Source organism: Noviherbaspirillum pedocola (genome assembly GCF_016632335.1).
Taxonomy (GTDB): domain Bacteria; phylum Pseudomonadota; class Gammaproteobacteria; order Burkholderiales; family Burkholderiaceae_D; genus Noviherbaspirillum_A; species Noviherbaspirillum_A pedocola.
The window spans coordinates 26,653-52,048 of sequence record NZ_JAEPBG010000008.1 but is presented as its reverse complement, the minus strand read 5'-3'; the positions used below and the strand labels follow the sequence as shown (position 1 = coordinate 52,048).

The following is a 25,396-nucleotide window of genomic DNA, read 5'->3' as shown; positions in this document are numbered from 1 at the left end:
TTGGGCGGATTTGGTCGCCCGTATTCTAGCGCAAATGTTTCCGTAGAGAAACCACACGCCTCCTGGCTACGCCTGTACTTACATCGCCGCGCCGAGTAAAACCGGCACGTCGCTGAAGTGATAGCGGTTCTTGCCGCCACGCTTGGCGTCGTACAGCGCGCGGTCGGCGCGCGAAATCAGTTCCTCGACATCGTTGCCATCCCCCGGATAAAAAGCGATGCCGATACTGGTGCTGACGCTCACCGTTACACTGGCGACGTCGAAGGGCGTGGACAGAAAACGCAGGATTTTCGACGCCGGCCGCAGCACATCGTCGACATGGGCGATGTCCGACAGCACGATGACGAATTCATCGCCGCCGATGCGGGCCACGGTGTCTTCCTTGCGGGTGGCGCGGCGCAGACGGTCGGCGACGTTCTTCAGCAGCTCGTCGCCACAGCCATGGCCATGGGTATCGTTGACCGCCTTGAAACCATCCAGGTCCAGGTACATCACGGCCATCATGTTGTGGCCGCGGCTGGCATGCTGCATGGACTTTTCTATGCGATCGACCAACAGCCTGCGGTTCGGCAGGCCGGTGAGCGCATCGTGCAGCGCCATTTCCTTCTCCAGGCGCCCCTGCTCCGCGACTTTCTTGTACAGCAGGCGAACTTCCAGCATGTTCCGGATGCGCATCTGGAATTCGGTCATGTCATACGGCTTGGTCAGGAAGTCGCGGGCGCCGGCCTGCAATGCGGCAATCTTGAAGTTGCGGTCGCCAGTGATGGCCAGCACCGGCAGATACGAATCTTTTTCCACTTCGCGCAGTCGTTCCATCACTTCCAGGCCATTCATGCCAGGCATGTGCATGTCGAGCAGAATCAGGTCGTAACTGTTGCGCACATGCAGCGACACCACTTCGCTCGGGTCCCGGCAGGAGCTGACCTCGTTGTAGCCGGCAAGACGCAATATTTCCATCTGCATGAAAACATTGTCCTCGCAGTCGTCGACTACCAGGATTTTTGCGTTTCGAAGTTCGTCTGCAGGGATCATGCTTTGTCTGTTCTCACTGAAATTAAAGCTTTCCGGCGGGGCAAAACGGGAAAGATAACGTTATTTCATGCGGTCGTTTGTGCGCCTGACCACATAGCATGCCCGGGAACAACTAGGACATGTTTCCACAGAAAAAGTTCGTGTGTTTCCGCGTATCACGATGATTTTCATCAACGTTTGAATCGTGCTCTGGTGTGCGGCGGCGCCGGGATATCCGGGTTGGCCTGCGCTGTGTCTGCGCGGCGCGACGCTAGCAATTCCGCAACCACCTGTGCACGTGTCTTGGTTCCGGTGAATCGGATTTCGGGTATTTCGTCGCTGCCCGGTGAACGGGAATGCGGCGCTTGCGCCTGGGCAAGCGTGGCATGTTCCTGTTTCGCTTTCCGGCGTGCGATATGTTTCGCCGTGCGCGGCGGGCCGGCCGCGGCAGCTTTCGGGCGCTCACGCTCGGCCGGGGATGCCGGCAAGGCTTCCGGCGCAGCCGGCTCGGCCTGTGGCGCAAGGACGGGCGCCGCGGCCGGCGGCTGGCTTGCCGGTGTCGACAGCACCGCCGGTTCCGCGGCGGCGGTCCCGGAGCCCGAGACAGTGCTGGCCGGGGATGAAGAGGTGACAACCGTTGCAGCCCGATCCGCTGCGCGCGCCGCAGGCGCCGGCTCGGATCCGACGCCCGGCGCTGGCCGCGAAGACGTCGGGGACGCGGCAACCGCCATGTCGGCGCTGGGCAACAGCTTTGGTGTCGGCGCGGCATAGGCTTGGGCAGCCGGGGCGGGTACTGTGGCCGGCGGCGCTACGGGAGCGCCGCGCAAATCGGGCAGGACGCCGAGCATGGCGGCAATCGCCGTCATGCTGGCCAGGATCACCGCACCCGCCGCGCACAGCACCAGTGGATGGGTGCGTGCACGCGGTGCAGCGGTTGCCTCCATCCCCGCACCGGCGGCAACCGGCACCGGCAGCCATTGCACCGGCGTGGAAACCGGCGGCTCGGCAGCGCTGTCGAGCCAACGCTGCAGCGCCTTGAACAGCGCAGCGGGCGAAGCGAAAGTGCGCGCGGCGACATCGCCGATTTCCGTATTGCCATCGTCTTCGGCGATGGCGCTCCACACCGGGATAGGCATGCGCCGTATCTGCTCCGGGATCATGCGCATCGACTCGGCGATGCCGAGCGCATCAGCGCGACCGTCGAGCAGCAGCACTGCGTCGTAGGGCTGCCTGGCATGCCGTTCGAGAATGCGGTCGAACACCGCCGGCAGCGCTTCGCTGTGCGGCAGCGTGAAGCCGGCGGCGTGATGTTCCGCGTAGAGGCTGGTCCAATCGCCGAGACGCTCGCGCAATGCGGCAAGCCCGGGTGCATCGTCCGGCGCGAGCACGGCGATGCGCCGCAAGGCGAAGGGCCTCGCTTCAGTCTGCGCAAAATCGCCGATGTCCGGCATGCCGTAACGCGGATGCTGCGTCATGGTTTCCCCTCTTGTTGTTATTGATGCGCCGCGCCGGATGGTGCACTGCTGGATAGGGCACTGAGCGGCGCGATGCGAGCTTCGAAAGCCTAATGTGCAGTTTCAATTTTGCAAAGCTCGCCGCGATCTAGATTTGTTGCCGATCAGTATTTCTTCGTTTCAGTAAGCCGATCTTCGTGCCCAACGTCGTACCCACCAGCTTGCGAAAACGCGGGAAATGCGGTGCCGGCATGACACTCGCCTGTCATCGCTGGTCTTACAGGCGTATCAGGTGCTGTCCGATACAGCCGGCTTGTCCAACTGACTAAGCTTGACGCTTCGTGTCGAGAACGCGCTTGACGCGGATCGGTCCCACCGGCAAGGAGAGAACATGTTTGGAAGCAGCCGTCAGCCTGGCCTGGCCCGCCCCCGCGAGAATTCAGCGCAGCGACCGGACATGCCATGGCGTGCGCGACGCCTCTTCCCCGATGAAGAGCTCACTGCGGAAAGCACTGCGGCAAGGATGCCCTTGCCATGACGCCGCCGCCTTCCGAATCCGGCGCCCTGGATGCCGGCGCCGTGCGCAGGGGCGGCCGGGGTTCCGCCGCGCCGCATCCATTGCGACGCCTGCTCGCCTTCATGGGGCCGGGTTACCTGGTTGCCGTCGGCTACATGGACCCGGGCAATTGGGCCACCGATCTTGCCGCCGGTTCCGGCTTCGGTTACTCGCTGCTCTGGGTGGTCATGGCCTCGAGCCTGATGGCGATGCTGCTGCAAACGCTGGCGGTGCGCCTCGGCGTCGTCACCGGCATGGACCTGGCGCAGATTGGCCGCGCCAATTCCTCGCGAGGCAGCGCCATCGCGCAATGGCTGGCGTGCGAAGTCGCGATCTGCGCCTGTGATCTGGCCGAAGTCATTGGCACGGCGATCGCCCTGAAACTACTGTTCGGCGTGCCGCTGACTCTGGGCGTAGCCTTGACCGCGCTCGATGCGCTGCTGGTGCTGGTGCTGTGGCTGCAGGGCAAGGGCATGCGCTGGCTGGAAGCTTTCATCATCGCGCTCCTGACCGTCATTTTCTGCTGCTTCGGCATCATGCTGATCCTGGCGCAGCCCGAGTGGAGCGCGGTTGCCGGCGGCCTGGTGCCGGCGCCCACGGCGCTGGCGCACCCGGAAATGTTGTATCTGGCCACCGGCATCATCGGAGCGACCGTGATGCCGCATAACCTGTATCTGCATTCCTCGATCGTGCAAAGACGCGGCAACCGCGGCACCGGCGCAGGCAAGCGCGAAGCGCTGAAATTCGCGACTGCCGATGTCATCATCGCCCTCGTGTTCGCCTTCCTCGTCAATGCCGCGATCCTCATCGTCTCCAGCGCGGTCTTCCATGCCCGTGGCCATACCGACGTCGTTGAAATCGCCGATGCGCACCGTCTGCTCGCGCCGCTACTGGGCAGCGGCGCGGCCAGTTTCCTGTTCGCGCTGGCGCTGCTGGCCTCAGGACAAAGCTCGACGCTGACGGCCACGATGGCAGGGCAGATCGTGATGGAAGGCTTTCTGCGCCTGAAGATGACGGTCTGGAAGCGACGCCTGTTGACGCGCAGCCTCGCCATCGTGCCGGCGCTGGCAGCAGCCTTCTGGTATGGCGAGACCGGCGTGAGCCGCATGCTCGTCGCCAGCCAGGTGATTCTCAGCCTGCAACTGCCATTCGCGATGGTGCCGCTGATCCGCTACACCAGCAGCCGCCGGCACATGGGTGCGTTTGCCAATCCGCGCTGGATGGCATGGACAGCGGGCGTCATCGCCGCGCTTTTGATCGGCATGAACGTGATGCTACTGCTGCGGCTGCTGCAGGACTGAGGCGGTCCAACGGAACCGCCAGCGGCGCGGCGCTCTCTAAACGTCGGTGATCGTTCGCTGCGAACAGCACGGGGGAGCGGCGAAACGATGGCCTGCGGATGGCGCGGTGCCGATGTGGATGTCCACAGTTGTCGCTGGAATGACCGCTTGTCACAATCCGCGCTCGTTAAAAACGGATGCATTCGCCGATCAAAGAACAGCATCGCCTGCTGTATCGGGATGACCGGCAATGCTATCGATAACCACGCATGGGCGGTCAGGATGACACGGAAACCTCTCTACAAATCGCTTTACATTCAGGTGCTATGCGCCATTTTGATCGGCGTACTGATCGGGCACTTCTATCCCGAAACCGGCGCAGCGATGAAGCCGCTCGGCGATGGCTTCGTCAAGCTGATCAAGATGATCATTGCCCCGGTGATTTTCTGCACCGTGGTGCTCGGCATCGCCGGCATGGAAGACATGAAGAAGGTCGGCAAGACCGGCGGCCTGGCGCTGCTGTACTTTGAAATCTTCAGCACCATTGCGCTGGTTATCGGCCTGGTGATCGTCAACGTGCTCAAGCCCGGGGCCGGCATGCATGTAGACCCGGCGGCAATCGACACCAAGAGCATCGCGGCTTACACCGCGCCGGGCAAGATGCAAGGCACGGTCGACTTCCTGCTGGGCATCATTCCGAGCAGCATGGTCGATGCTTTCGCCAAGGGCGAAATCCTGCAGGTGCTGCTGATTGCGATCCTGTTCGGTTTCGCGCTGCATCGCTTCGGCGGCCGCGGCACGCTGGTGTTCGATTTCATTGAAAAGTTTTCGCATGTGCTGTTCGGCATCGTCGGCATCATCATGAAGGCCGCGCCGATCGGCGCCTTCGGCGCGATGGCATTCACCATCGGCAAATATGGCGTCGGTTCGCTGCTGTCGCTGGGCAAGCTGATGGGCGCCTTCTACATGACCTGCCTGTTGTTCGTCTTCGTCGTGCTCGGCCTGGTGGCGCGTTTCCACGGTTTCTCGATCTGGAAATTCGTGCGCTACATCCGCGAGGAATTGCTGATCGTGCTCGGCACCTCGTCCTCGGAATCGGTGCTGCCGCGCATGATGGCCAAGATGGAAAACGCCGGCGTGAAGAAGTCGGTGGTGGGTCTGGTAATTCCGACCGGCTACTCCTTCAACCTTGATGGCACCTCGATCTACCTGACCATGGCCGCGGTGTTCATCGCCCAGGCGACCGACACGCCGATGACGCTGACCCAGCAATTGACCCTGCTCGCGGTGCTGCTCCTGACGTCCAAGGGCGCAGCTGGCGTGACCGGCAGCGGCTTCATCGTGCTGGCCGCCACGCTGTCGGCGGTGGGCGGCGTGCCGGTGGCCGGTCTGGCGCTGATACTCGGCATCGACCGTTTCATGTCCGAAGCGCGTGCGCTGACCAATCTGGTCGGCAATGGCGTGGCTACCATCGTGGTCGGCAAGTGGAACAACGAGGTCGACATGGAGCGCCTGCGCATGGCGCTGAACAATGAGACGCCAGCCGAAGCGGACGAGCCGGAAAAGGTGCTCGATCTGAGCGAAGCGCACATGCCACAGTCCCATTGATTGCTGCATCAATCATCCCGAAAGGCGGCCTTGGCCGCCTTTTTTCTTGTGCGATTCCCATCACTGTTGCGCTGCGATTCGCTTCACTGTTTGCAATCAAGCCATGCCGAACGGCCGGCAAATAAAATCGAATTACCTTATTTGGGCGATGAACGCCTTCGGTTTTTCCTTCTATTTCAAAGGCGACACGTGAAAAAAATTGCTGTGATCGGCGCGGGCTTTTCCGGGGCGGTGATTGCCCATGAAGCCGCCAAGGCTGGCTACCAGCTCGATGTTTTCGATGCCCGCTCCCATGTGGCGGGCAATTGCCATACCGAGCGCGATGAAGCGACCAATGTGATGGTGCATGCCTACGGGCCGCACATCTTCCATACCAGCAACGAGAAGGTATGGAATTACGTGCAACAGTTCGATGAATTCATGCCTTTCGTGAATCGGGTCAAGACAGTCACCCGCGGCCGGGTGTTCAGCCTGCCGATCAATCTGCTGACGATCAACCAGTTCTTCGGCAAGACATTCAATCCGCGCGAGGCCGAAACCTTCATGGCGTCGGTCGGCGATGCCAGCATCACCGATCCGCAGACTTTCGAAGAACAGGCGCTGCGCTTCGTCGGTCGCGAACTGTACGAAGCCTTCTTCAAGGGCTACACCACCAAGCAGTGGGGCATGCATCCGTCGCAGCTGCCGGCATCGATCCTGAAGCGCCTGCCGGTGCGTTTCAACTACGACGACAACTACTACCCCAGCACCTACCAGGGCATGCCGCGCCACGGCTACACCCACATCGTGCAAAAGATGCTCGACCATCCGAACATCCAGGTGCACCTGAACACGAAGATCAGCAGGACCGAAGCGGGCGGTTACGACCACGTGTTCTACAGCGGCCCGATCGATGCCTGGTTCGGCTACAGCGAAGGCCGCCTCGGCTATCGCACCCTGGATTTCCACGCCGAGCGGCATGAAGGCGATTACCAGGGCAATGCGGTGATCAATTACGGCGACGAGGAAGTGCCTTATACCCGCATTTCCGAGCACAAGCATTTCTCGCCGTGGGAGCGCCACGAGAAGACGCTGATCTTCAAGGAATACAGCCGCTACTGCGAAGAGAACGACACGCCGTATTACCCGATCCGGCTGGCCAATGAAAAGTCGCAATTGCGCCAGTACATCGAGATGGCCAAGCGCGAAAGCGGCATTACTTTCGTCGGCAGGCTCGGCACCTACCGTTATCTCGACATGCACATCACCATCGCCGAGGCGCTGGACGTGGCCGAGCGCTTCATTGCCGGCGCATCGACCGGCGAAACCATGCCCGCCTTCCTCGTTGATCCGCTCGGCTAAGCGGCCTCGTTAGCGCCGACCCGCCTCGCGCAGGCGGCGGCGCTGTTCCATTTCTTCGCACTCCACCACCTCCGCCTGCCGGCGCTGCGCCGGAAAGGCCATCACGCCATCGGCAGTCATCGCCGAATAGGCCGGCAACTCGGTTTCCGCAGGAGTGCTGCGCCGCTTGCTTGGGTCCAGCCGCAAAATTTGGCAACTCATGGAAAGTCCAGGGAAGTAAGGAATTTTCAGTATAGGTGCCGACAATCGCACGGTATGTGACATTTTGTATCGCGGCCCTGCAATAGCCTCAGCCTGAACCCGCACTGTTTCGGGGTTACCCATGCCTTGAAGCGACAACCGAACACATCCCGCAGGTGCTTCACGCTTTCCACCGGTTGGCTTCACCCCTCCCTCTTTTCGAGCCTGGAGCCTTCCCATGGTGAAAACCATCCTGTTCGTGTTGTCCCTGGTTTGTCTGTTCTCTCATCCCATTGCCCATGCGCAGACGCCGGCCGCCGAAGTGGCGCGTCAGGCCGATGTGCTGCAGCGGCAGAGCGAGGAACGCATCCAGCGCGACATCGACCAGGCCATACGCGAGCGTCCCGCCCCGCAAGTCGCGCCAGTCATTCCCACGCCGCGCGTGGATGCTTCCGCCGCCGGACCTTCCTGCCATCAGATCGACAGCATCGATATTCAGGGCGCGCCGCATCTCTCGGCGAAGGCGCGCGAGGATATCGGCAGGCGCTACGCGCAGCGCTGCCTGGGCGTAGCGGAGATCGAAGCCATCCTCGCGGAGATCACCCGGGATTACATCGAACGCGGCTACATCACCACCCGCGCTTACCTGCCGTCTCAGGATTTGTCGCGGGGCCGGCTGGAAATCCTGGTGGTCGAAGGCGTGATAGGAACGATTGAATTGCGCGATGGCGGCACGGGCAGCATCCGGCCGGGACTGGTGTTCCCGGCCGAAGGCGAATTGCTGAACCTGCGCGACTTCGAGCAGGGCATCGAGCAACTCAATCGGCTTTCCTCGAACAATGTGCAGCTCGACATCCAGCCCGGCGACGCGCCTGGATCGAGCCGGGTGCTGATCATCAATGAGCCGACGCGGCCGCTGCATGCCATGATCGGCGCCGACAACTACGGCTCGGACAGCACCGGCCGCAACCAGTTGTCCTTCAGCCTGTCCGCCGACCGCCTGCTCGGCTTGAACGAGCTGATGATTTACACCCATCGCCGCTCGCAACCCTATGACTCGCAGCGCCGCGCATCCAGCGCCGACAGTTTCAGCTTCCTGCTGCCGCTCGGTTATTCCACGCTGAGCGCCTCGGTCTTCGCCTCCCGCTATGCCACCGGGGTGACCACGCCCAACGGCACGCCGCTGCGCTTTCATGGCGACAGCGATGGCTACAACCTGAGGCTGCAGCGCGTGGTGTATCGCGACGGCGGCACGCGCGCCGTGCTCTCGACCGGGCTGGCCGGCAAATCCAGCCGCAATTATCTCGAGGATGAATTGCTCGGCGTCTCCAGCCGCCGGCTCACGCTGTTCGATGTCGAAGCCAGCGCCAGCGCCCGTGTGGCCGGCGGCGCGGCCAGCGGCGCGCTGGCCTATGTGCGCGGCCTGTCGATGCTGGGCGCGCTGCGCGACGCAGCCGACCTGCCAGGCGACGCGCCGCACGCGCAATTCGGCAAGCTGCACTACGAGTTTTCCTGGTTCCGCCCGCTGCAGCTCGGCAGCGTCAACGCGGAATTCTCCACGCAGTGGAGCGGCCAGTGGACGCGCCAGGCGCTGTACGGCAGCGAGCAGCAATTGATCGGCGGCGTCTACAGCGTGCGCGGCTTTTCCAAAAGTACGCTGTCGGGCGACAGCGGCTGGTATGCGCGCAATGAAATCGCGTGGCGCCCGACACTGGAGGCCGCCGGCCAGCTCTTGCCGCTGCGGCTGTATGCCGGTTTCGATCTTGGTGCAGTCAGCAATCAGGCTGCCGGCGTGCCCGGCGGCCACTTGCGCGGCGTGGCGCTCGGCGTTGCCGGCAGCATGCGGCGCCTTTCCTTCGATTTCTTCCATGCGCGCGCGTTGTCGCAACCGGACTTCCTGCCGCGCGAGGGTAGCCAGACCTGGCTGCGCCTGAACCTTGCCATTTGAGCTTTACGAGGAACTTTCATCATGAACCGACATGCCAGCATGAATCGCAGCTTTCGCCTGATCTGGAGCGCCGCGCGCGGCGCGTATCTGGTCGCCCCGGAAACCGCACGCGCCGGCGGCCGGGCGTCGCGCGCCATCCTTGCCGCGGCAACGCTTCTGACCGCCGGTCTGACGCAGGCGCAGGTCACCCCGGTGCCCGGAAATGCAGGCGTTGCGAACGCAGCCAATGGCGTGCCGGTGGTGAACATCGTCAACCCGAACGGCGCCGGGCTATCGCATAACCGCTACGACGGCTACAACGTCGATGCGCGCGGGCTGGTGCTCAACAATGGCATGCAGCAAAGCGTCACCAGCCTGGCCGGCGCAGTCGCGGCCAATCCGAATCTCAATGCTTCCGCGCGGGTGATCCTGAACGAAGTCGTATCGCCGAACCGCAGCACGCTTGCCGGCTTCACCGAAGTCGACGGCGTGAAGGCCGACGTGGTCGTCGCCAATCCGTATGGCATTACCTGCGCCGGCTGCGGCTTTCTCAACACCGACCGCGTCACCCTCAGCACCGGCATGCCCAACTTCGGCGCCGATGGCAGCCTGACCGGTTTTCGCGTCAGCAGCGGCGATGTGCTGATCCGTGGCGACGGCCTGAACGCCAGCGCGCAGCAACTGCTCGACATCGTCACCCGCTCGGTGCGCATCGATGGCGCGGTTCATGCTTCAGACAGCGGCAGCATCGGCATCGTCACCGGAGGCAATGCGTGGGATTACGCGAGCCGGGAAGTCACCGGCAGGACCGTGCCGCAGGGTGCCGCGCCGGGCTATGCAATCGATACCAGCGCGCTAGGCGGCATGTACGCCGGACGCATCCGCCTGACCGCCACCGAAGCCGGCGTCGGCGTGCGCATGCTCGGCGAAGCCGCGGCGCGCGTGGATGATATTCGTATCGATGCGGCTGGTGGTGTCGAACTGCTTGGCAAGCTGGCTGCCGCGCGCGACATCGCTATTGCGCGCACAGCTGACGCGGCGCCGATTGCCTTGAGCAATGGAGGAGAAGTCCTGGCGTCCGGTCGCTTCTCCTTTGATGGCGGCACACTGGTAAACAGGGGATGGATCCAGGGCAGCGGCGTCACGGTACGCGCTTCGACCGCCTTCGCGAACAATCCCTCCGGCACCCTGCTCAGCACCGATACCGGCAGCGATGTCGTCATCGATGCAGCCGGTTTCAACAATGGCGGCAAGTTGCAGTCTGCGGGAGCATTGCGCGTGACGACTCCCGGCGACCTGATCAATCGCGGCACGATGCTCGCGCTGGATCCGAGCGGACGTGGCAGCCTGCTCGGCGCAGCGAACCTGCAGAACATCGGCACGATCTCCATGCTCGGCAGCAGCGGCATCAACCTAGCGTATGGGCTGGACAACAGCGGCTTGCTGCAGGGCCAGAACATGGCACTGGACATTGGATCGACGCTCACCAACCGCGGACGCCTTTTCGCCGAAGGGGCTCTGCACGTGCGGGGCGCTTCCGCCCAGGTGGACAATACCGGCCGCATCGAAGCCGCCGGCGATTTGACGCTCGGCGAAGCCAATGTCGCGCTTGGCAAGATCAGCAATGGCGCTGGCGCAACGCTGCTCGGTCGCAGCCTGCAATTCAAAGTCAGCGGACTGGACAACGCCGGCCTGATCCAGGGCAATGCCGGCGTAGACATCGCCGCTAGCGGTGCGTTCGCCAACGCGGCTAGCGGCCGCCTGCTGCAAACCGGTGCCGATGCGGCGTTGCGCATCGCGGCTAGGCGCGTGGACAACGCCGGCGAAGTGCTGTCCGCCGGAAGCCTCGGCGCCCAAGCGGCCGAGGATCTGATCAATCAGGGAACAATGCAGGCCAATGGCACGCTTTCCGCCATTGCCGGGGCTGTCCTCGACAACGATGGCCCCGATGCGCAAATGATTTCCACCGGCGGCGATGTCGCGCTGCAAGCTGTGATCGTCGAAAACAATGGCCGCCTGCAAGCGGCTCGCCATATCGACGCCAAGGCGACTCGCAGCGTCTTGAACACCGGCGTGATCATGAATCAGTTGACCTCGAGCGATCTGACGCTCGCCGGCGCCTCCTTCGACAATACCGGAACGATACAGTCCGCCGGTGCAGCCAACCTCGCGGCCAATGCGGGAGTACTGACCAATCGCGGCATGATTACGATCGAGGGCGAGCTTGGCATGTACGCCGGTGAGGCAATCCAGAACCTTGGCGCTGGCAGCGGCATCCAGAGCGGCGGCACGATGCGCATTGCGGGCAGCAACGACTTCGCCCTGCGCAATGAAGGACGGATTCAGGCGGGGGCGTTGCTCGACATCGGCGACGGCAGCCTGGGTACGCTCGCCAACGAAAGAGAAGGGGTGCTGCTGGGCGATGAACTGAACATCGCCGGCGACGACATCGACAATCGCGGCAGCATGGGTGCGCGCAGGAAGGCGCAAATCCGGGCGAAGACGCTTGCCAACAGCGGCCAGAATGCCAGGATCGTGGCGGGCGACACACGCATCGCCGCCTCGGGCGCGGTGAGCAATGAAGGCGCGATCCATGGCGATGCCGGTCTCGAAGTCAAGGCCAGCGGTATTGCCAACCGGCGCACCGGCGGCATGTCTTCGCAAGGCGATACGAACCTGGAAGCCGCGCGCGATGGCATCGCCAACGAAGGCGCGCTGTACGCCGGCGGCACGCTGCGCGCAAAGGCGGCGCAAACCGTAAGCAATGGCGCCGACGCCACCATGGATGCCCGCGACATCGCCATTGACAGCGCGCGCTTCGTCAACCGCGGCTCGGTGGATGCCAAGCGCGATATCGCGATTCGCACCAGCGAGTCTTTTGCCAATCTTCCGATCGGTGACATGCCGGAAATCGTGCGCGACGTCTCTACCAGTGAGGCCAAGGAAATCTCGTACGCCAAGAAATACAACAGCGGCGATCCGCTCGGCGCCTTTGGTTATACCGAAGAGCGCGTCTACGAGGTTGTCAGGACGGTGACCGAAGAGCTCGTTGGCAAGGCGTCGCCTCAAGGGAAAATCATTGCTGGCAACAAGCTCGACATCGACTATGGCAAGAGTGGTGAAAACCGGGCCGGGATACTGTCAGCGCGGGAAATGCGCATCGGCAGCGGCGCGAAGGATGCGCAGGCTTTCGTGAACCAGGACCTGCATGTCGAGAAGACCGAGTCGGTGCTGCGTTACAAGGTGGTCCATACATTCAAGAATGTCTGGCGCGAAGAGCATGACTACACCTATTACTACCCGACCAGCGATGCAGAGGCGCTCGATGCGACCGGCAAATCGTTCAGCGGCGTGACGAAGAACAATTCTGCGCCCGTGGATCGGGGGTACTGGCGCGAAACCCAGCGCGAAACCGTGGGCGGCGTCGACTCCGGCATTTATGCCGGCAAGCTCGACTTCAAGGGCGGCACACTGCGCAACCAGGGTTCGCCTTACCAGGCCAAGGTCAAGGCGATCGACGCTCGGCAACTTGCCGCGGTCAGCGCCGCTTCGCAGAAGAGCGTGGAAGGCGTGGCCATGAACGGCGCCGGCGCTGCCGCAATCGGCGGGCTTGCGCTGATCAAGATTGCGTTGCCGACCAATCCGAATGGCTATTTCGTGAAGACCCGCACGCCCGGAGCGCGCTATCTGATCGAAACCAATCCGCTGTTCGTCCATGGCAGCGGCGGCGCGACAAAGCCGGAAACGCCGGCTGGCATCAGTCCCGCCGCGCCGGCCGCTCGCCCGAGCGAGAGCGGCGCCGAGCCGAAGCGGGGCGCCGACGCCGCGCAGCAAACGCGCAATGCCGCAGCCAACGGCGTTGGTCCATCCGACAGCCGTGCCGTCATCGACGTCGATGCTGGCGGCTCTGACTACCTGGTGCAGCAGCTGGGGCAGGACCCGAACGCATTGACGCTGCGCCTGGGCGACGCGAACTATGAACAGCGCCTGATCCGTGAGCAGCTCGTGGCCGAGACCGGCAGGAACCTGCTGCAGGGGCAGGGCAGCGAGTCCGCGCAATTCCAGCAGTTGATGGACCGGGCGGCAGAGCAGGCTTCGGCAATGGGCTTGCGCCTGGGCCTGGCATTGACCCGCGATCAGGCCGCCAAACTGAAGCACGACATGCTGTGGCTGGTGGAGCAAAATGTCGAAGGTCATCGTGTGCTCGTGCCCGTGGTTTATCTGTCGCAGGCGACAAAGGACAGCATTGTCAAAGGCGCAGTCATCGCCGCCGACGACATGCGCATCAACGCCACCGCGCTGGAAAACCGCGGCGGCACGATACAGGGCGGCAAGCTCGACATCAGCGCGCAGAACGATGTGAAGAATCTCAGCGGCCAGATTCGCGGACGCGAGGTCAGCGTCGCTTCGCGCGCCGGCAGCGTGATCAACGACAGCGCCGTCGATGCGGATCGCGGCACGGTCGGCAAGCGCGCCGCGATCGTCAGCGATGCCGGCCTTGCCATCACCGCCGCGCGCAATGTGCAGGCGCGCGGCGCGGATGTCGCCGCCGGCGGCGATGCGACGATCCGGGCCGGCGAGCGCGTGGATATCGGCGCGGCCACGCGCGTGGAACAGCGGGTCGTGACCAAAGAGGAAAGCGGCCGCACCAGCAAGACCAGCACCGAGGTGACCACCACGCGCGCTGCCGAGGGCGCGGAGGTCGTCGCTGGCGGCAAGCTCGACATCGCCGCCGGCCGGGAGATCGCCGTCACCGGCTCGTCGGTGTCAGCGCAAAAGGATGTGTCGCTCGAAGCCGGCGAACGCATCCGCGTGGATGGCGCGCGCGATGTCACGAACAGGACCAGCACCGAGATCGAAACCGGCAAGGGTGTCGGCGGCGGCGTGTACGGCACCCGGCGCACCGACGAACGCGAGGACATCGATCGCAATGCCGCATCCGATATCAAGGCTGGCGGCAATCTGTCGGCCAGCGCCGGCAGCGCAGTGCTCGTGCGCGGCTCGACGCTTGCAGCCGGGGGCGACATGGCGCTGGCGGCGGACGCGGTGCGCATCGAAGCCGGCGAAGACCGCGAGCGCCGATCCACAACGACCCAGACCACGACCTTCCTCAAGACTGATTCCAGCTCGGAGACCAGCACCAATGCCAAGGCGCAGGCGGCGGCCTCGAGCGAAGGACTAAGCGTCGACAAGCGCAGCCGCGACATCGATGGCAAGACCGTAGCCAGCGAAACCGCGACCCGCAAGCGCAGTGGCAGCGCTTCCACGGAAATCGAAGCCGGCAAGGACGCCAAGCCCGATCCGAAGCGCAAGAAAGCCGATGAGCAAAGCGAAAGCACAACGAACACCCAGACGCGCGGCGCTCTGACCGACGATCGCGGCAGGCGCGTCGTCAATGCCAGCGACAAGCAGGACAGCAATCGCAGCAGCCGCTATGACGACGGCAGCGCCAACCGCCGGGCCAGCGCCAGCGCGTCCAGCCGCGAAGACAGCGTCGTGACGCAAGGCGACATGAACGCGCAGGGAAGTCGCGGGGCGCGCGAGCTTTCCGGGGAAGGCAAGGCCTCGGCATCGGCGTCGGCAAGCGCCTCGGCCGATGCGCGCGGCAAGGCTGGCGTGGCCATTGTCGAATCCAGCACGCACACCGAGCGGAGCGACGAGCGCCGCGCTGCAGCCGCGACGCTGGACGCAGGTGGCGCGTTGAAGATCAGCGGCCGCAAGGCAGTGGTGCTGCAGGGTGCGCAAATCGATGCTGGCGGCAATGCCGACATCAGCGGGGGCCGCGTCGATGTGCTTGCCGCGCGCAACGAGAAGACCGAAAGCAGCAGCAGCACGGTGGTCGGCGCCGGCTTTTTCATCGACTCGAAGAACAATGCTTCGGCCAGCGCCTCGGCCAAGGCCAGCGCCGAGGGCAGCGGCGAATTCTCGGTTCGGGAAGCCGCAGGAACCAGTCAGGCGCCGGACCGCGTGTCGGCCAAAGGCGCCGGCAAGGTTGCGGCCAGCGCCGATGCCAAGGCGGCGACAAGCTCGAACAACAACGTCGACCTCGTGCGCGCAGAAACCGAAGACGCCTCGTCGACCGAAATCACCCATCAGGCCAGCGCTATCCGCTCGGGCGGCGTGCTCGCCGTGCGTTCCACCGGCGCGCTGGCGGTCGAGGGCTCCGAGCTGTCGGGCGAGAAAGGGGTCGCGCTGTCGGCCAAGGACATGCAGTTCCGCGCTGCCCAGGACAGCAAGACCACGAGCACGCGCACAAGCCATACCACCGGCGGCCTGTACCTGGATGCCGGCGCCAATGCCGCCGCCAGCGCTTCGGTGGATGCATCGGGACGCACCGGCGTTTCGGCGGGCGACCATGGCGCGCTCAATCAGGATTCGCTGCATGCCGGCGCCAGCGGCGAACTCTCCGCGAAGGCCAGCGCCTCGGCCGAGGCCAAGGCTGGCGCGGGGCTGCAATTCCAGCGCGAGACCGCGGGCGAAGACAAGAGTTCGACGACGGCAAAGGTGACGACGATTCGTTCCGGTTCCGGCGACATCGAGCGCAATGCCGAGGGCCGCATACTCGACGTTGGCACGAGCATCGACGCGGCTGGCGATTTCCGCCAGCGCGCGCAGACCATCGAGAGCCGGGCCGCGGCCAACACCGAGTCCGGCACGACGAACTCCGGCAGCGACGCCGGCAAGCTCGGCGCTTATGCCAAGGCCGGGGCGGGCGCATCGGCTTCCGCCAGTTTCAGCGGCGCTGCTGGCGCCGGCTACACCGGCAACCAGCGCACGGGCGAGCAGTCCGTGGATACCCAGGTCAATGCCAACGCCAGCGTCGGCGGGGAAGCGCAATACCAGCACAAGGAAGGGAACAAGCTCGATACTTCCAGCACCGCCGTGGTGTCCAGCGTCAAGGCCGGCGGCCGCGTCACGAGCGTCTCCACCGGGACGACCACACTGGAAGGCACGAAGATCAGCGGGCGTGGCGTAGAGCTCGAAGCCGCTACGCTCGATGCGCGCGCTGCGGCCAATACCAGGAGCAGCAGCGAGACGAGTATCGATGGCCAGGGCAAGATCAATGCCGGCGCCAATGTCGGCACCGATGGCGCAGCTTCCGGGGCCATATCGGGCAGCTTCGAGAAGAACAGCAAGGGCAGCAGCGCTTCGGAGGCGGTGGTGGCCAGCATTACGGCAAAGAACGACCTGACGATACGCACCGGCGGCGACGCCCGGCTGGAGGGCACGAAGCTGAATGCTGGCGGCGATGCCCGCCTGGACGTCGGCGGCAAGCTCGATGCCGTGGCCGCGCGCAGCACAACGTCGAAGGACACGGAGAAAATCCGCGCTGCCGCATCGGTCTCATCGGTTGAGGCCGATGGCAAGAAAGGCGCGGGGCTGGAAGGCGAGTATGCGAAGACGAGCGAAGCGAGCAGCAAGGCGATGACGGTGGATATCGCCTCCGGCGGCAATCTCGCCATCGCCACCGGCGGCGATGCGCGGCTGGAGGGCGCGCAGCTCAAGGCTGGCGGCAATACCGACCTCGACGTGAAAGGCAAGCTCAAGGTCGATGCCGCGCGTGACACCGCCAGCAGCGAGTCCATCAGCGCCAGCGGCAAGCTCAAGCTCGGCATGGAAAGCGCCACGGACGAGAAAAAGAGGGAGCAGAACGACAAGAAGAGCTTCAGCCTGGACGCGAAAGGGAAATATGCGAAGACCGACAGCGATACCGCGGTGACTGCGACGATGCAATCCGGCGGCAATCTGCGCGTGCGCGCCGGCGGTGATGCCGAACTAGAAGGCGCCGACCTGCGCGCCGGCGGCAAGGCCGACGTAGCGGCGGGACGCGACCTGCAGATCCGGGCGGCGCAGGACAACAGCACTTCCACCGAAGTCTCGGGCGACCTGAAGCTATCCACGAGCCGCAAGACGACGTCCGCGCTGGACGACAAAGGCCAGGCGACGCCGGGCAATGTCGCCGATGGCAACAAGCAGATCCTGAATCTGTCCGGCGACTATGCAACCAGCTCGACCCGGCGTGGCGGCACGATACACGGTGGCAGCGTGGACATGGCTGCCGGGCGTGACCTGGGCATGGAAGGCGGCGCGGTGAAGGCGCAAGGGGAGGTGGGCATGGTCGCCGGGCGCAATCTGACGCTGGATGCGGCCAAGAGCACCGAGAATTCCATCGGCGGCTCGCTCAATGGCAAGCGCGTCGTCGACGACAACACGATCAAGACCGACAAGAACGAAAGCTCGACCAAGGCCGGCGCAGCGGTGCGCGGCGGCTTCAATGAGGGCTACGAAGGCACGGCGCTGACCGGCGAGCGCGTCCGGCTGCAGTCTGGCGGCAAGACCGCGATGACCAACACCGAAATCCGTGCCGAACGCGGCGGCGTCATCGATGCGGGAAGCGGCGTGGAAAGGGCGACGAAGCAGGACCGTGGCCAGACCCTGAACCTGAGCGCCTCGGGCAGTTCGAAAACCGGCGGCACGCCGCAGGCCAAAGAGGCGAAGCCGGAATGGACCGCGGCCAAGCCGACAACGGATGCCAAGCCCGCGGATGCCAAGCCGGGTCCCGTCATCGGCGCGACGCGCAAGGTCGCCGAGAAGAAACCCGTGATCGGTCAGGCGCGTGGGCAAGCCGCGGCGAAGAAAGCCGAGGCGAAAACGACTGACGCAAAGAAGGCTGAGGCAAAGAAGGCTGAGACGAAGACGACCGAGCTGAAGACGGATGAGGCGAAGAAGGCCGCCCTGCCCGGTACGACGGCGACCGAAGGCGCGCGGCGGGACAAAGATGGCGTGCCGATGCCCACGCCGCAGGACAAGGCCAGGAGCGCGGCAGCCCCCGGGCCTGCGCCTGCGCCCTGAGGCCCGCTCAGAACTTCGGTATGCGCAGCGTCTTGCTGATCATCAGGCTGCCCGACAGCACGAACAGCAGCGCCAGCGGATGCAGCGTCCACGGGCCGATCTGCCAGACGCCGCCGACGATGTCCGGGCCGATGCGCCCGACCCAGGCGGCGATGGCGAGGATGGCAGTCAGGGCCACCGAAGTTGGAATCGGCGTGCCTTCGAAATAGGCGACCTTCTCGCCGCCGCCGGACAGGCTTTCCGCAGTGACATTGAAGCGCGCCAGGCGGCTCACGCCGCAGCAGACGAAATAGGCCAGCGCCGCCGCATCCCAGCCGCCGCGCAGGCCGGCGGCAAAAGCCAGCGCCGCCGGCGCCACGCCGAAGGAAATCACGTCGGCCAGCGAATCGAGTTCGCGCCCAAGCGCCGAATGCTGGTGGCGCCAGCGCGCGATGCGCCCGTCCAGCACGTCGAAGATCAGCGCTGCCGGCGCCATCGCCACCGACCAGTAGAAATGCCGCATCTCGCCGCTGACCAGGTACAGCATGGCCAGGAATACTGCGACCACGCCGCAGGCGGCATTGGCCAGCGTGCAGAAATCCGCCAGGTGAAAGCCGCGGATCATCGAGAAATGACGGGGAGGGGGGCCGTTGGTATGCATGGGTCGAGTGTAGCAAGCGGGATCAGGGGCGCATGACGATGGCGTCAAGCCTTATACCAATCCCGACCCATAACGCACCATGAAACCGCGTCTTTTTCCGCATGGCGGCGTTGCGCTCGTCGTGAATAGCCCTTAGCTATTCACTCCTCCCGCGCCTGCAGCGCGCACACTGGCTTGCAAGCCAGTGCCGCTGCGCCGGCGAGCGGCATGCCGCTCGAAACCCCGCCTCCGCCCTTGCCACGCGAAAAAATCCATCGGTTTCATTTGGTACGTTACGGGTCGGGATTGGTATCAGTCACTCGGCGGATGCACTTCCGGCGTTTCCGAAAACAGATCCCAGGCGGCAATGAACAGCGCCGCCACCGCCGGGCCGATCACGAAGCCGTTCAGGCCGAAGACCGCGATGCCGCCGAGCGTGGAGATCAGCACCACGTAATCGGGCATCTGCGTGTCCTTGCCGACCAGAATCGGCCGCAGCAGATTGTCCACCAGGCCGATGACGAGCACGCCGAACAGAATCAGCGTCACGCCTTTCCACACCGGCCCGGCGGCCAGGAAGTACAGCGCCACCGGTGCCCAGACCAGTCCGGCGCCGACCGCGGGCAGCAGCGACAGAAAGGTCATTAGCGCGCCCCACAGCAGCGCGCCCTGGATGCCGAGGAACCAGAACATCAGTCCGCCAAGCAAGCCCTGCGCACCGGCGACCGCGATATTGCCCTTTACCGTGGCGCGGATGACGGTGGTGAATTTCGAGAACAGGTGGCGCTTGTGATGGGTCGATAGCGGGATCGCATCGCGAATGCGCGCGGCCAGCATCGCGCCGTCGCGCAGCAGGAAGAACAGCAGGTACAGCATGATGCCGAAGCTGATCAGGAACTGAAAGGTATTCTGGCCGATGTTGAGCACCTGGCCGGCGATATGCTGGCTGGCTTCGGTGGCGCCGGTCGACAGCCGCTGCCGCAGCGATTCCAGGTTCAGCAGGTCAAAGCGGTCGAGCACATTGCCCAGCCATGGCGGCAGCGCGCCGACCACCTGCTGGAACAGCGCGCCGGCATCGATCTGGCCCGAGCGCACCTGAACATAGAGCTGCGTGACTTCCTGCGCCAGCGCGGTGGCGATGAAAGTTACCGGCAGGATGACGATGAACAGCACGATGGCCAGCGTCAGGATCGCGGCCAGGTTGCGTCGCTTGGGCATGCGCGCGGCGAAACGCCGGTACAGCGGCGCGAACAGGATGGCCAGCACCGTGCCCCAGAACACGGCGCCATAGAACGGCAGCAGAACCCAGAAGAAGGCGAGCGATACCGCGATCAACAGAACGAGAAAGGTTTTCTGCTGCAGCTCGGGATGGTTCATGGTGCGCCTTGGAAGTGTGCCAGCGCGGCATTATGCCAAGGCGCGACGCCGGCCGGCCGCAGGAAGCGGCAAGGGCAAGCGCACACGCAACAATTCATGCGCACACGCAAGCCGGTGGCGCATGCCTGCCGAATCTGCCCGCCTTCAGCCTGCCCCGGCGCCAGCGCACAATTGCGCCGGCGTGCGTGCCGCGTATTGCTGGATGTAGTCGTCGAAGCTGCCGCTCTGGCCGCGCTCCATGCGCTCCTGCTCGGCCAGCGTGGCGCCGGCCATGGCTTCGAAAGCCAGGCGTTCGCCGGGATGCAGCGGCCGTGCGCGGAAGTCCTCGGCATGGCGGCGGCTCTGCTCCAGGCCGAAGGCGACGAAGGAGCCGCCATGCGCGCGTATCGCTTCCAGCGCGCGTGCTGACGGCGTGGCGTCAATTTCGATCAGCTTGTCGCGCTGCGCGGCCAGGGCACGCCTGTGCTCGTCGCCGCCGGCTTCGGCATCGAGCAGTTCCGCCACCGGCGCAATCTGCTCCAGCAATTCCAATCCCCAATCGCGCAGTGCGACCGGCTGCCCCATGCGCGAGAGCATCAGGCCCGGGCGTCGGCCTTCATTGACGGCGAGGCGGAAGTTCGCGCTGTTTTCCGCGCTTTGCGCTTCGTCGGTGCGCGGACTGTCGACCAGCGCGCACCAGGTCAGGTAGGCATCGAGGAAGCGCGCGGTTTCCAGGCTGATGCCCACCGGCGAGAACGGATCCACATCCATGCAGCGCACTTCGATGTACTGCACGCCGCGCGCACACAGCGCCTCCAGCGGTCGCTCGCCGGGGCGGATCACGCGCTTGGGCCGGATCGCCGCGTAGTACTCGTTCTCGATCTGCAGCACATTGGTGTTGAGCTGCACCCATTCGCCGTCGCGGCGGGTGCCGATGTCCTGATACGGCCCGTAAGGCTGGCGCACCGCGCGCGCCAGGCCGGCCATGTATTCGTCCAGCGTGTTATACGGCGGCATCAGGCCGGCCTGCACATTGTTCTGATAGCCCAGGTCGCTCATGCGCAGGCTGGTGGCCCAGGGCAGGTAGAGCGTGTCCTGCGACAGCGTTTGCAGCGCATGCGGCTTGTCGCGCAGGAAGCCCGCGTCCAGCGCCGGCGAGGCGCCGAACAGATACATCAGCAACCAGTGGGTGCGATGGAAGGTGCGCACCGCGGCGATGTAGGACTCGCTTTGCCAGTCGCGCAGGCTGCCCGCGACGCCTTCCTCTGCCTGCAGCAGCCGCCACAGCGAATCGGCCACCGAGAAGTTGTAATGGATGCCGGCGATGCACTGCATCGCGCGGCCGTAGCGCAGCGCCAGGCCGCGTCGGTACACATGCTTGATCATGCCGATGTGCGAAGTGCCATACCAGGCGATCGGTATCTCCGGCTCGGCTGGCAGCGGGCAGGGCATCGACTGGCTCCACAGCAGTTCGCCATCGATGGCCGACACCGCGTAGCGATGGATGGCGTCGAGCCGCGCCAGGCCCTGCGCGATATCGTTTTGCGCCGGCGTGATCAGTTCCAGCAGCGACTCCGAATAATCGGTGGTGATTTCCGGATGGGTCAGCGCCGAGCCGAGCGCGCGCGCATGCGGCGTCATTGCGAGCTGGCCATTGGGCGTAATGCGCAGGGTTTCCCTTTCGATGCCGCGCAATCCGCGCGACAGCAGGGCGCGCTGCTTCGGCGCGGCGAGAATCTTCAGGCGGCGGGCCAGCAGATCTGTCATGAAACTTCCTCTCTTGTTGCTGCCCGCCTGCCGGCGGGATGAGCGGGAAGAATAGCCGAAAACCGGAATTCGAGTTCTTGTCCGCGCATGCCCTTTGCCGCACTCGCAATGGCGCCGTCGCCTGGTCGGGAATGCGCTTGTTTTTGCGGCCCGGATGGCTGCCTGCTACGGCTGGCCGTCCACCTCGCACACGCTGCAAATGGTTTCGATCAGCGTCTGCGCCGAAAGCGGTTTGGCGACATGGCCATCGAAGCCGGCGCCGTAGGCGGCGCGCTGGTCGCGCCCGGTGGCGTAGGCGGTCAGCGCAATGGCCGGCATCTGCGCGCCCTTGTCGCGGGTGCGCTTGCGGATGGCGCGCATGAGCTCGAAACCATCGACGCCGGGCATGCCGATGTCGCAGATCAGCAGGTCGAAATGGCGCGCATCCAGCAGGCGCAGCGTTTCCTGCGCCGATGCCGCCGCGGCCACCTTGGCGCCGAAACTCTCCAGCAAGGCCTTGGCCGCGTGGCGCGCGTCTTCCTCGTCGTCGACCAGGAGGATCTGCATTCCCGCCAGCGGCGTCATCGGATAGCGCTGCAGCAGCGCGCCGGTGCTGTCGCTGATCGGCTCGCCGCCGCCTTCCTGCGCTTGCGGGGCCGGCAGACGGATCGTGAAGACCGCGCCCTGGCCGATGCCGGCGCTTCTGGCTTCGATGCTGCCGCCGTGCAGCCGCACCAGGCTGGCCGCGATCGCCAAGCCCAGGCCGGCGTCGCTGCCCCCGGCCTGGGCCGGATCCTGGTGCAGCCGTTCGAACAGCCGCGGCAAGGCTTCGGGCGCCAGGCCGCAACCGGTGTCCGATACCGCGATCGTTACCGCCTCGGCTTCGCGCGTGGTGCGTATCGTGATGCGTCCGCCGGCGTCGGTGAACTTGATGGCGTTGCAGACCAGGCTCGTCAGCGCCTGGTGGATGCGGCGCTCGTCGGCTTCAATCAAGGCTGCGGGACCGGGCTCGCACTCGAGCAGCACGCCCTTTTCCTCGGCCGCCGGCTTGCTCGACAGGACCACGCTCTGCGCCAACTGCGCCGCATCGACGCGCATCAACGACAGCACGATGTTACCGCCGACGACGGCGCTGTTGTCCTGCAGATCGTCCAGGAGCGCCGCCTGCAGCTGCACATTGCGGTTGATGACGCCGGCAGCGCGCGCGGCCATGCCATCCTGCGGTCCGCGCCGCGCCAGCAGTTCGGCCCAGCCGGCGATGGCGTTGAGCGGCGTGCGCAGCTCGTGCGACAGCATCGCCAGGAAATTCTCGCGCATGCTGGCGCGGCGTTCCGCCTCCTGGCGCGCGGCGCGTTCCTGCGTCAGGGCCACCGCCGAATGCTCGGCCTGGCTGAAGCTGTCGTTGACGTTGGTGATGGTGCCGACCCAGCGCAGCGGCCGGCGCTGTTCATCGTGCAGCGCACGGCCGTCGATGCTGAACCATTCATGTCCGGCCGCGCCTTCCGTGCGCATGCGCACCTTGCAGTGCAGCGCCTCGCCGGAAATGCGGCTGCCGTTCCATGCGTTCATGAAGTTCAGCAGGTCGCCCTGGTGAATCAGCGCGGACAGCTGGTCCAGGCGGTTGATGCGCGCACGGCCAAAGACTTCGCCCCACTGCGCATTGCGGTATTCGATGGTGCCGGCGGCATCGGCCTGCCAGACGATGTGCGGCAGCGATTCGGCCAGAGTGACGAACTGCATTTCACGCATCGTCGCTGCGTTCGACAGCGATTTGCCATCGCTGGCCAGGCGCTGCAGCACGCCCTGCACCTGTGCGATCTCGTTGCCGCGGCGGCCGGCCGAGGTGCCTTCCTGCGGCGCCAGCTGCAGCGCCGAGTTCGCCAGGCGTTTCACGGGCCGCAGCATGCGCGCCGTCAGCAGCCAGGCCAGCGCTGCGGCGATCAGACCGAGCGCGAGCGCGCCGGCGAAGAAGGCGCGGCGCAGCGTCGTCGCCGGCGCCAGTGCAATCGCTACCGGCTGGCGCGCTGCAACCTTCCAGCCAAAGCCGGGGAAGCGACCCTGCGGCTGCGTGTCGGCTTGCGCGCTCAGGTATTCGCCATCGATCCAGGGAATGACGGCGCCGGACGCGCCAATCGGTTTGGCCGCCAGGCTTGCCAGCGGCGCGCCGGAAGCCAGGGTATTGCCGGCGGCCAGCACCAGCTTGCCGGCGCCGTCGGCGATCAGCAGTTCGATGCCGCGCCTGTCCTTCATCGGACCGAGCACCGCATCGCGCATGCTCGATGCCCATTGCCAGCCGATGTGGGCGAACAGCACCCGGATCACATTGCCCTTCGCATCGCGCACCGGCGCGGCCACATCGATGAAGCGCGGCGGTTCGCCGTTGAATGGCTTGGGCAGCAGTTCGGCCAGCCGGGCGGCGTCATGCACATCGCCGAAATAGATTGCCTTCCTGCCTTCCTCGAACAGCGGCCGGCCGCGCAGGTCGCCGCCTTCGAACAGCGTGCTGGTGGCGGCAACGATGCGGCCGCTCGACGCATCGGCCAGGCCCGCATAGCTGATATCCGGATGCGCGGCAATGAAGGCTTCGAGCGCGCTGCGCAGGTCTTCAGTGCGCGCAGCCGCATCGCGCAGCGGCGCGCGCTCGGCTTCGCCTTCGACATCGCGCCCGAATTCATCCATGCCCTGCGACAGGTCGCGCGCCATCTGCTGTGCCAGCGTTTCGACATTGCCCGCCGCCATCGATGACACTTCGCGCACTGCGATCGCGCCGAGCCCGGCGGCCAGCGCCAGCGCCAGCAGCAGAATCAGCGCCGACAGCGCAATACCAAGGGTGACCTGCAGGCTGGAAGCTTTTCTGGGCATGGCGGCGTGGTGACAGCAGAATGGAAGGCGGTGGACGACCGTTCGGGAACGTATGCTTACCCAATATAACGTAGCGGGTCAAGGCAAAGACCGGCCGTGTACGCCTGTGATTGCGCCGCGTTAATTCTCATCAATGGGCGATCATCGGAAACTGTTACCGTTGCGCATGCGTCCGACACGCGGACGTGATCTTCTCCATTCATGAAAGGGAGTTCCAATGAAAGCATTGATCGCTGCGCTGCTCGTCGGCGCATTTGCGCTGCCAGCGCTGGCCCAGAACGTCGACCGCAACGGTCCGACCGCCGGCGAAGCCATCAGACACGACGCCGCGGCGACCCGCGCCGCCACCGAGCGCGGCGCGCACAAGATGCGACACAAAGCGCATCGCGCCAAGGTGAAGACCAAGGCGGCAGCGCATCGGACAAGGGTGCGCGCGGAACGCTAAGCGCAAAATTACGCGCCAAGGCAGGCGCGCGGGACCGAACAGGGAAGGATGGCGAAGGCCATCCTTTTTTCATGGCGCCGTGTTCTGTTCGAACGTAAAGGTGCAACGTGCGAATGTCGGAACTGCCCGTGGCACGCCTCCTCTAATCGCGTGAAATC

Annotated in this window: 13 protein-coding genes; 6 read left to right on the top strand and 7 right to left on the bottom strand. The window is 64.9% G+C overall.

Translation table 11 applies throughout. The features are described 5' to 3' along the window. Positions 1-78: 78 nt before the first annotated feature. Positions 79-1,032, bottom strand: a complete 954-nt coding sequence (locus JJB74_RS18145) for a GGDEF domain-containing response regulator (RefSeq protein ID WP_200594108.1) — start codon at positions 1,030-1,032, stop codon at positions 79-81. A gap of 170 nt (positions 1,033-1,202) precedes the next feature. After that, positions 1,203-2,486 carry a hypothetical protein gene (locus tag JJB74_RS18140; protein ID WP_200594106.1) on the bottom strand — a complete coding sequence of 428 codons (1,284 nt, stop codon included), beginning with the start codon at positions 2,484-2,486 and terminating at the stop codon, positions 1,203-1,205. 513 nt (positions 2,487-2,999) lie between these two features. On the opposite strand from JJB74_RS18140, the gene JJB74_RS18135 reads away from it, so the two are divergent. The 3 genes from JJB74_RS18135 (at position 3,000) to glf (ending at position 7,250) form a co-directional block, all read left to right on the top strand. Further along, entirely contained in the window at positions 3,000-4,322 is a 1,323-nt protein-coding gene (locus JJB74_RS18135) for an Nramp family divalent metal transporter (RefSeq protein ID WP_200594104.1), read from the top strand. A gap of 261 nt (positions 4,323-4,583) precedes the next feature. Further along, positions 4,584-5,909: a dicarboxylate/amino acid:cation symporter gene (locus JJB74_RS18130; protein WP_200594102.1), complete on the top strand. Its 1,326-nt coding sequence runs from the start codon at positions 4,584-4,586 to the stop codon at positions 5,907-5,909. A 189-nt stretch (positions 5,910-6,098) separates the two neighbouring features. Beyond that, the gene (glf, locus tag JJB74_RS18125; protein ID WP_200594100.1) at positions 6,099-7,250 is read left to right on the top strand and encodes a UDP-galactopyranose mutase; all 1,152 of its coding nucleotides are present in this window, start codon (positions 6,099-6,101) and stop codon (positions 7,248-7,250) included. Between the two features lie 9 nt (positions 7,251-7,259). On the opposite strand, the gene JJB74_RS18120 is transcribed toward glf, so the two are convergent. Further along, positions 7,260-7,451 (bottom strand): hypothetical protein, encoded by a 192-nt coding sequence (locus tag JJB74_RS18120; RefSeq protein WP_200594099.1) that lies wholly within the window; start codon positions 7,449-7,451, stop codon positions 7,260-7,262. Positions 7,452-7,668: 217 nt separating this feature from the next. Between JJB74_RS18120 and JJB74_RS18115 the strand changes: the two genes are divergently transcribed. Then, a complete protein-coding gene (locus tag JJB74_RS18115; RefSeq protein ID WP_200594098.1) occupies positions 7,669-9,378 on the top strand; it encodes a ShlB/FhaC/HecB family hemolysin secretion/activation protein in 1,710 nt (569 codons plus the stop codon). 21 nt (positions 9,379-9,399) lie between these two features. Then, complete coding sequence (locus tag JJB74_RS18110; RefSeq protein WP_200594097.1) at positions 9,400-18,210, top strand: hemagglutinin repeat-containing protein; 8,811 nt, start codon at positions 9,400-9,402, stop codon at positions 18,208-18,210. Positions 18,211-18,217: 7 nt separating this feature from the next. Here JJB74_RS18110 and JJB74_RS18105 read toward each other — a convergent pair whose 3' ends face one another. The 4 genes from JJB74_RS18105 to JJB74_RS18090 form a co-directional block, all read right to left on the bottom strand. After that, positions 18,218-18,850 carry a CDP-alcohol phosphatidyltransferase family protein gene (locus tag JJB74_RS18105; protein WP_200594096.1) on the bottom strand — a complete coding sequence of 211 codons (633 nt, stop codon included), beginning with the start codon at positions 18,848-18,850 and terminating at the stop codon, positions 18,218-18,220. A gap of 291 nt (positions 18,851-19,141) precedes the next feature. Continuing rightward, the gene (locus tag JJB74_RS18100) at positions 19,142-20,206 is read right to left on the bottom strand and encodes an AI-2E family transporter (RefSeq protein ID WP_200594095.1); all 1,065 of its coding nucleotides are present in this window, start codon (positions 20,204-20,206) and stop codon (positions 19,142-19,144) included. 144 nt (positions 20,207-20,350) lie between these two features. Next, positions 20,351-21,952: a glutamate--cysteine ligase gene (gshA, locus tag JJB74_RS18095; RefSeq protein WP_200594094.1), complete on the bottom strand. Its 1,602-nt coding sequence runs from the start codon at positions 21,950-21,952 to the stop codon at positions 20,351-20,353. A gap of 165 nt (positions 21,953-22,117) precedes the next feature. Continuing rightward, positions 22,118-24,793, bottom strand: coding sequence for an ATP-binding protein (locus JJB74_RS18090; protein ID WP_200594093.1), 2,676 nt, complete (start codon positions 24,791-24,793; stop codon positions 22,118-22,120). Between the two features lie 217 nt (positions 24,794-25,010). On the opposite strand from JJB74_RS18090, the gene JJB74_RS18085 reads away from it, so the two are divergent. After that, positions 25,011-25,238: a hypothetical protein gene (locus JJB74_RS18085; protein ID WP_200594092.1), complete on the top strand. Its 228-nt coding sequence runs from the start codon at positions 25,011-25,013 to the stop codon at positions 25,236-25,238. Positions 25,239-25,396: the final 158 nt, after the last annotated feature.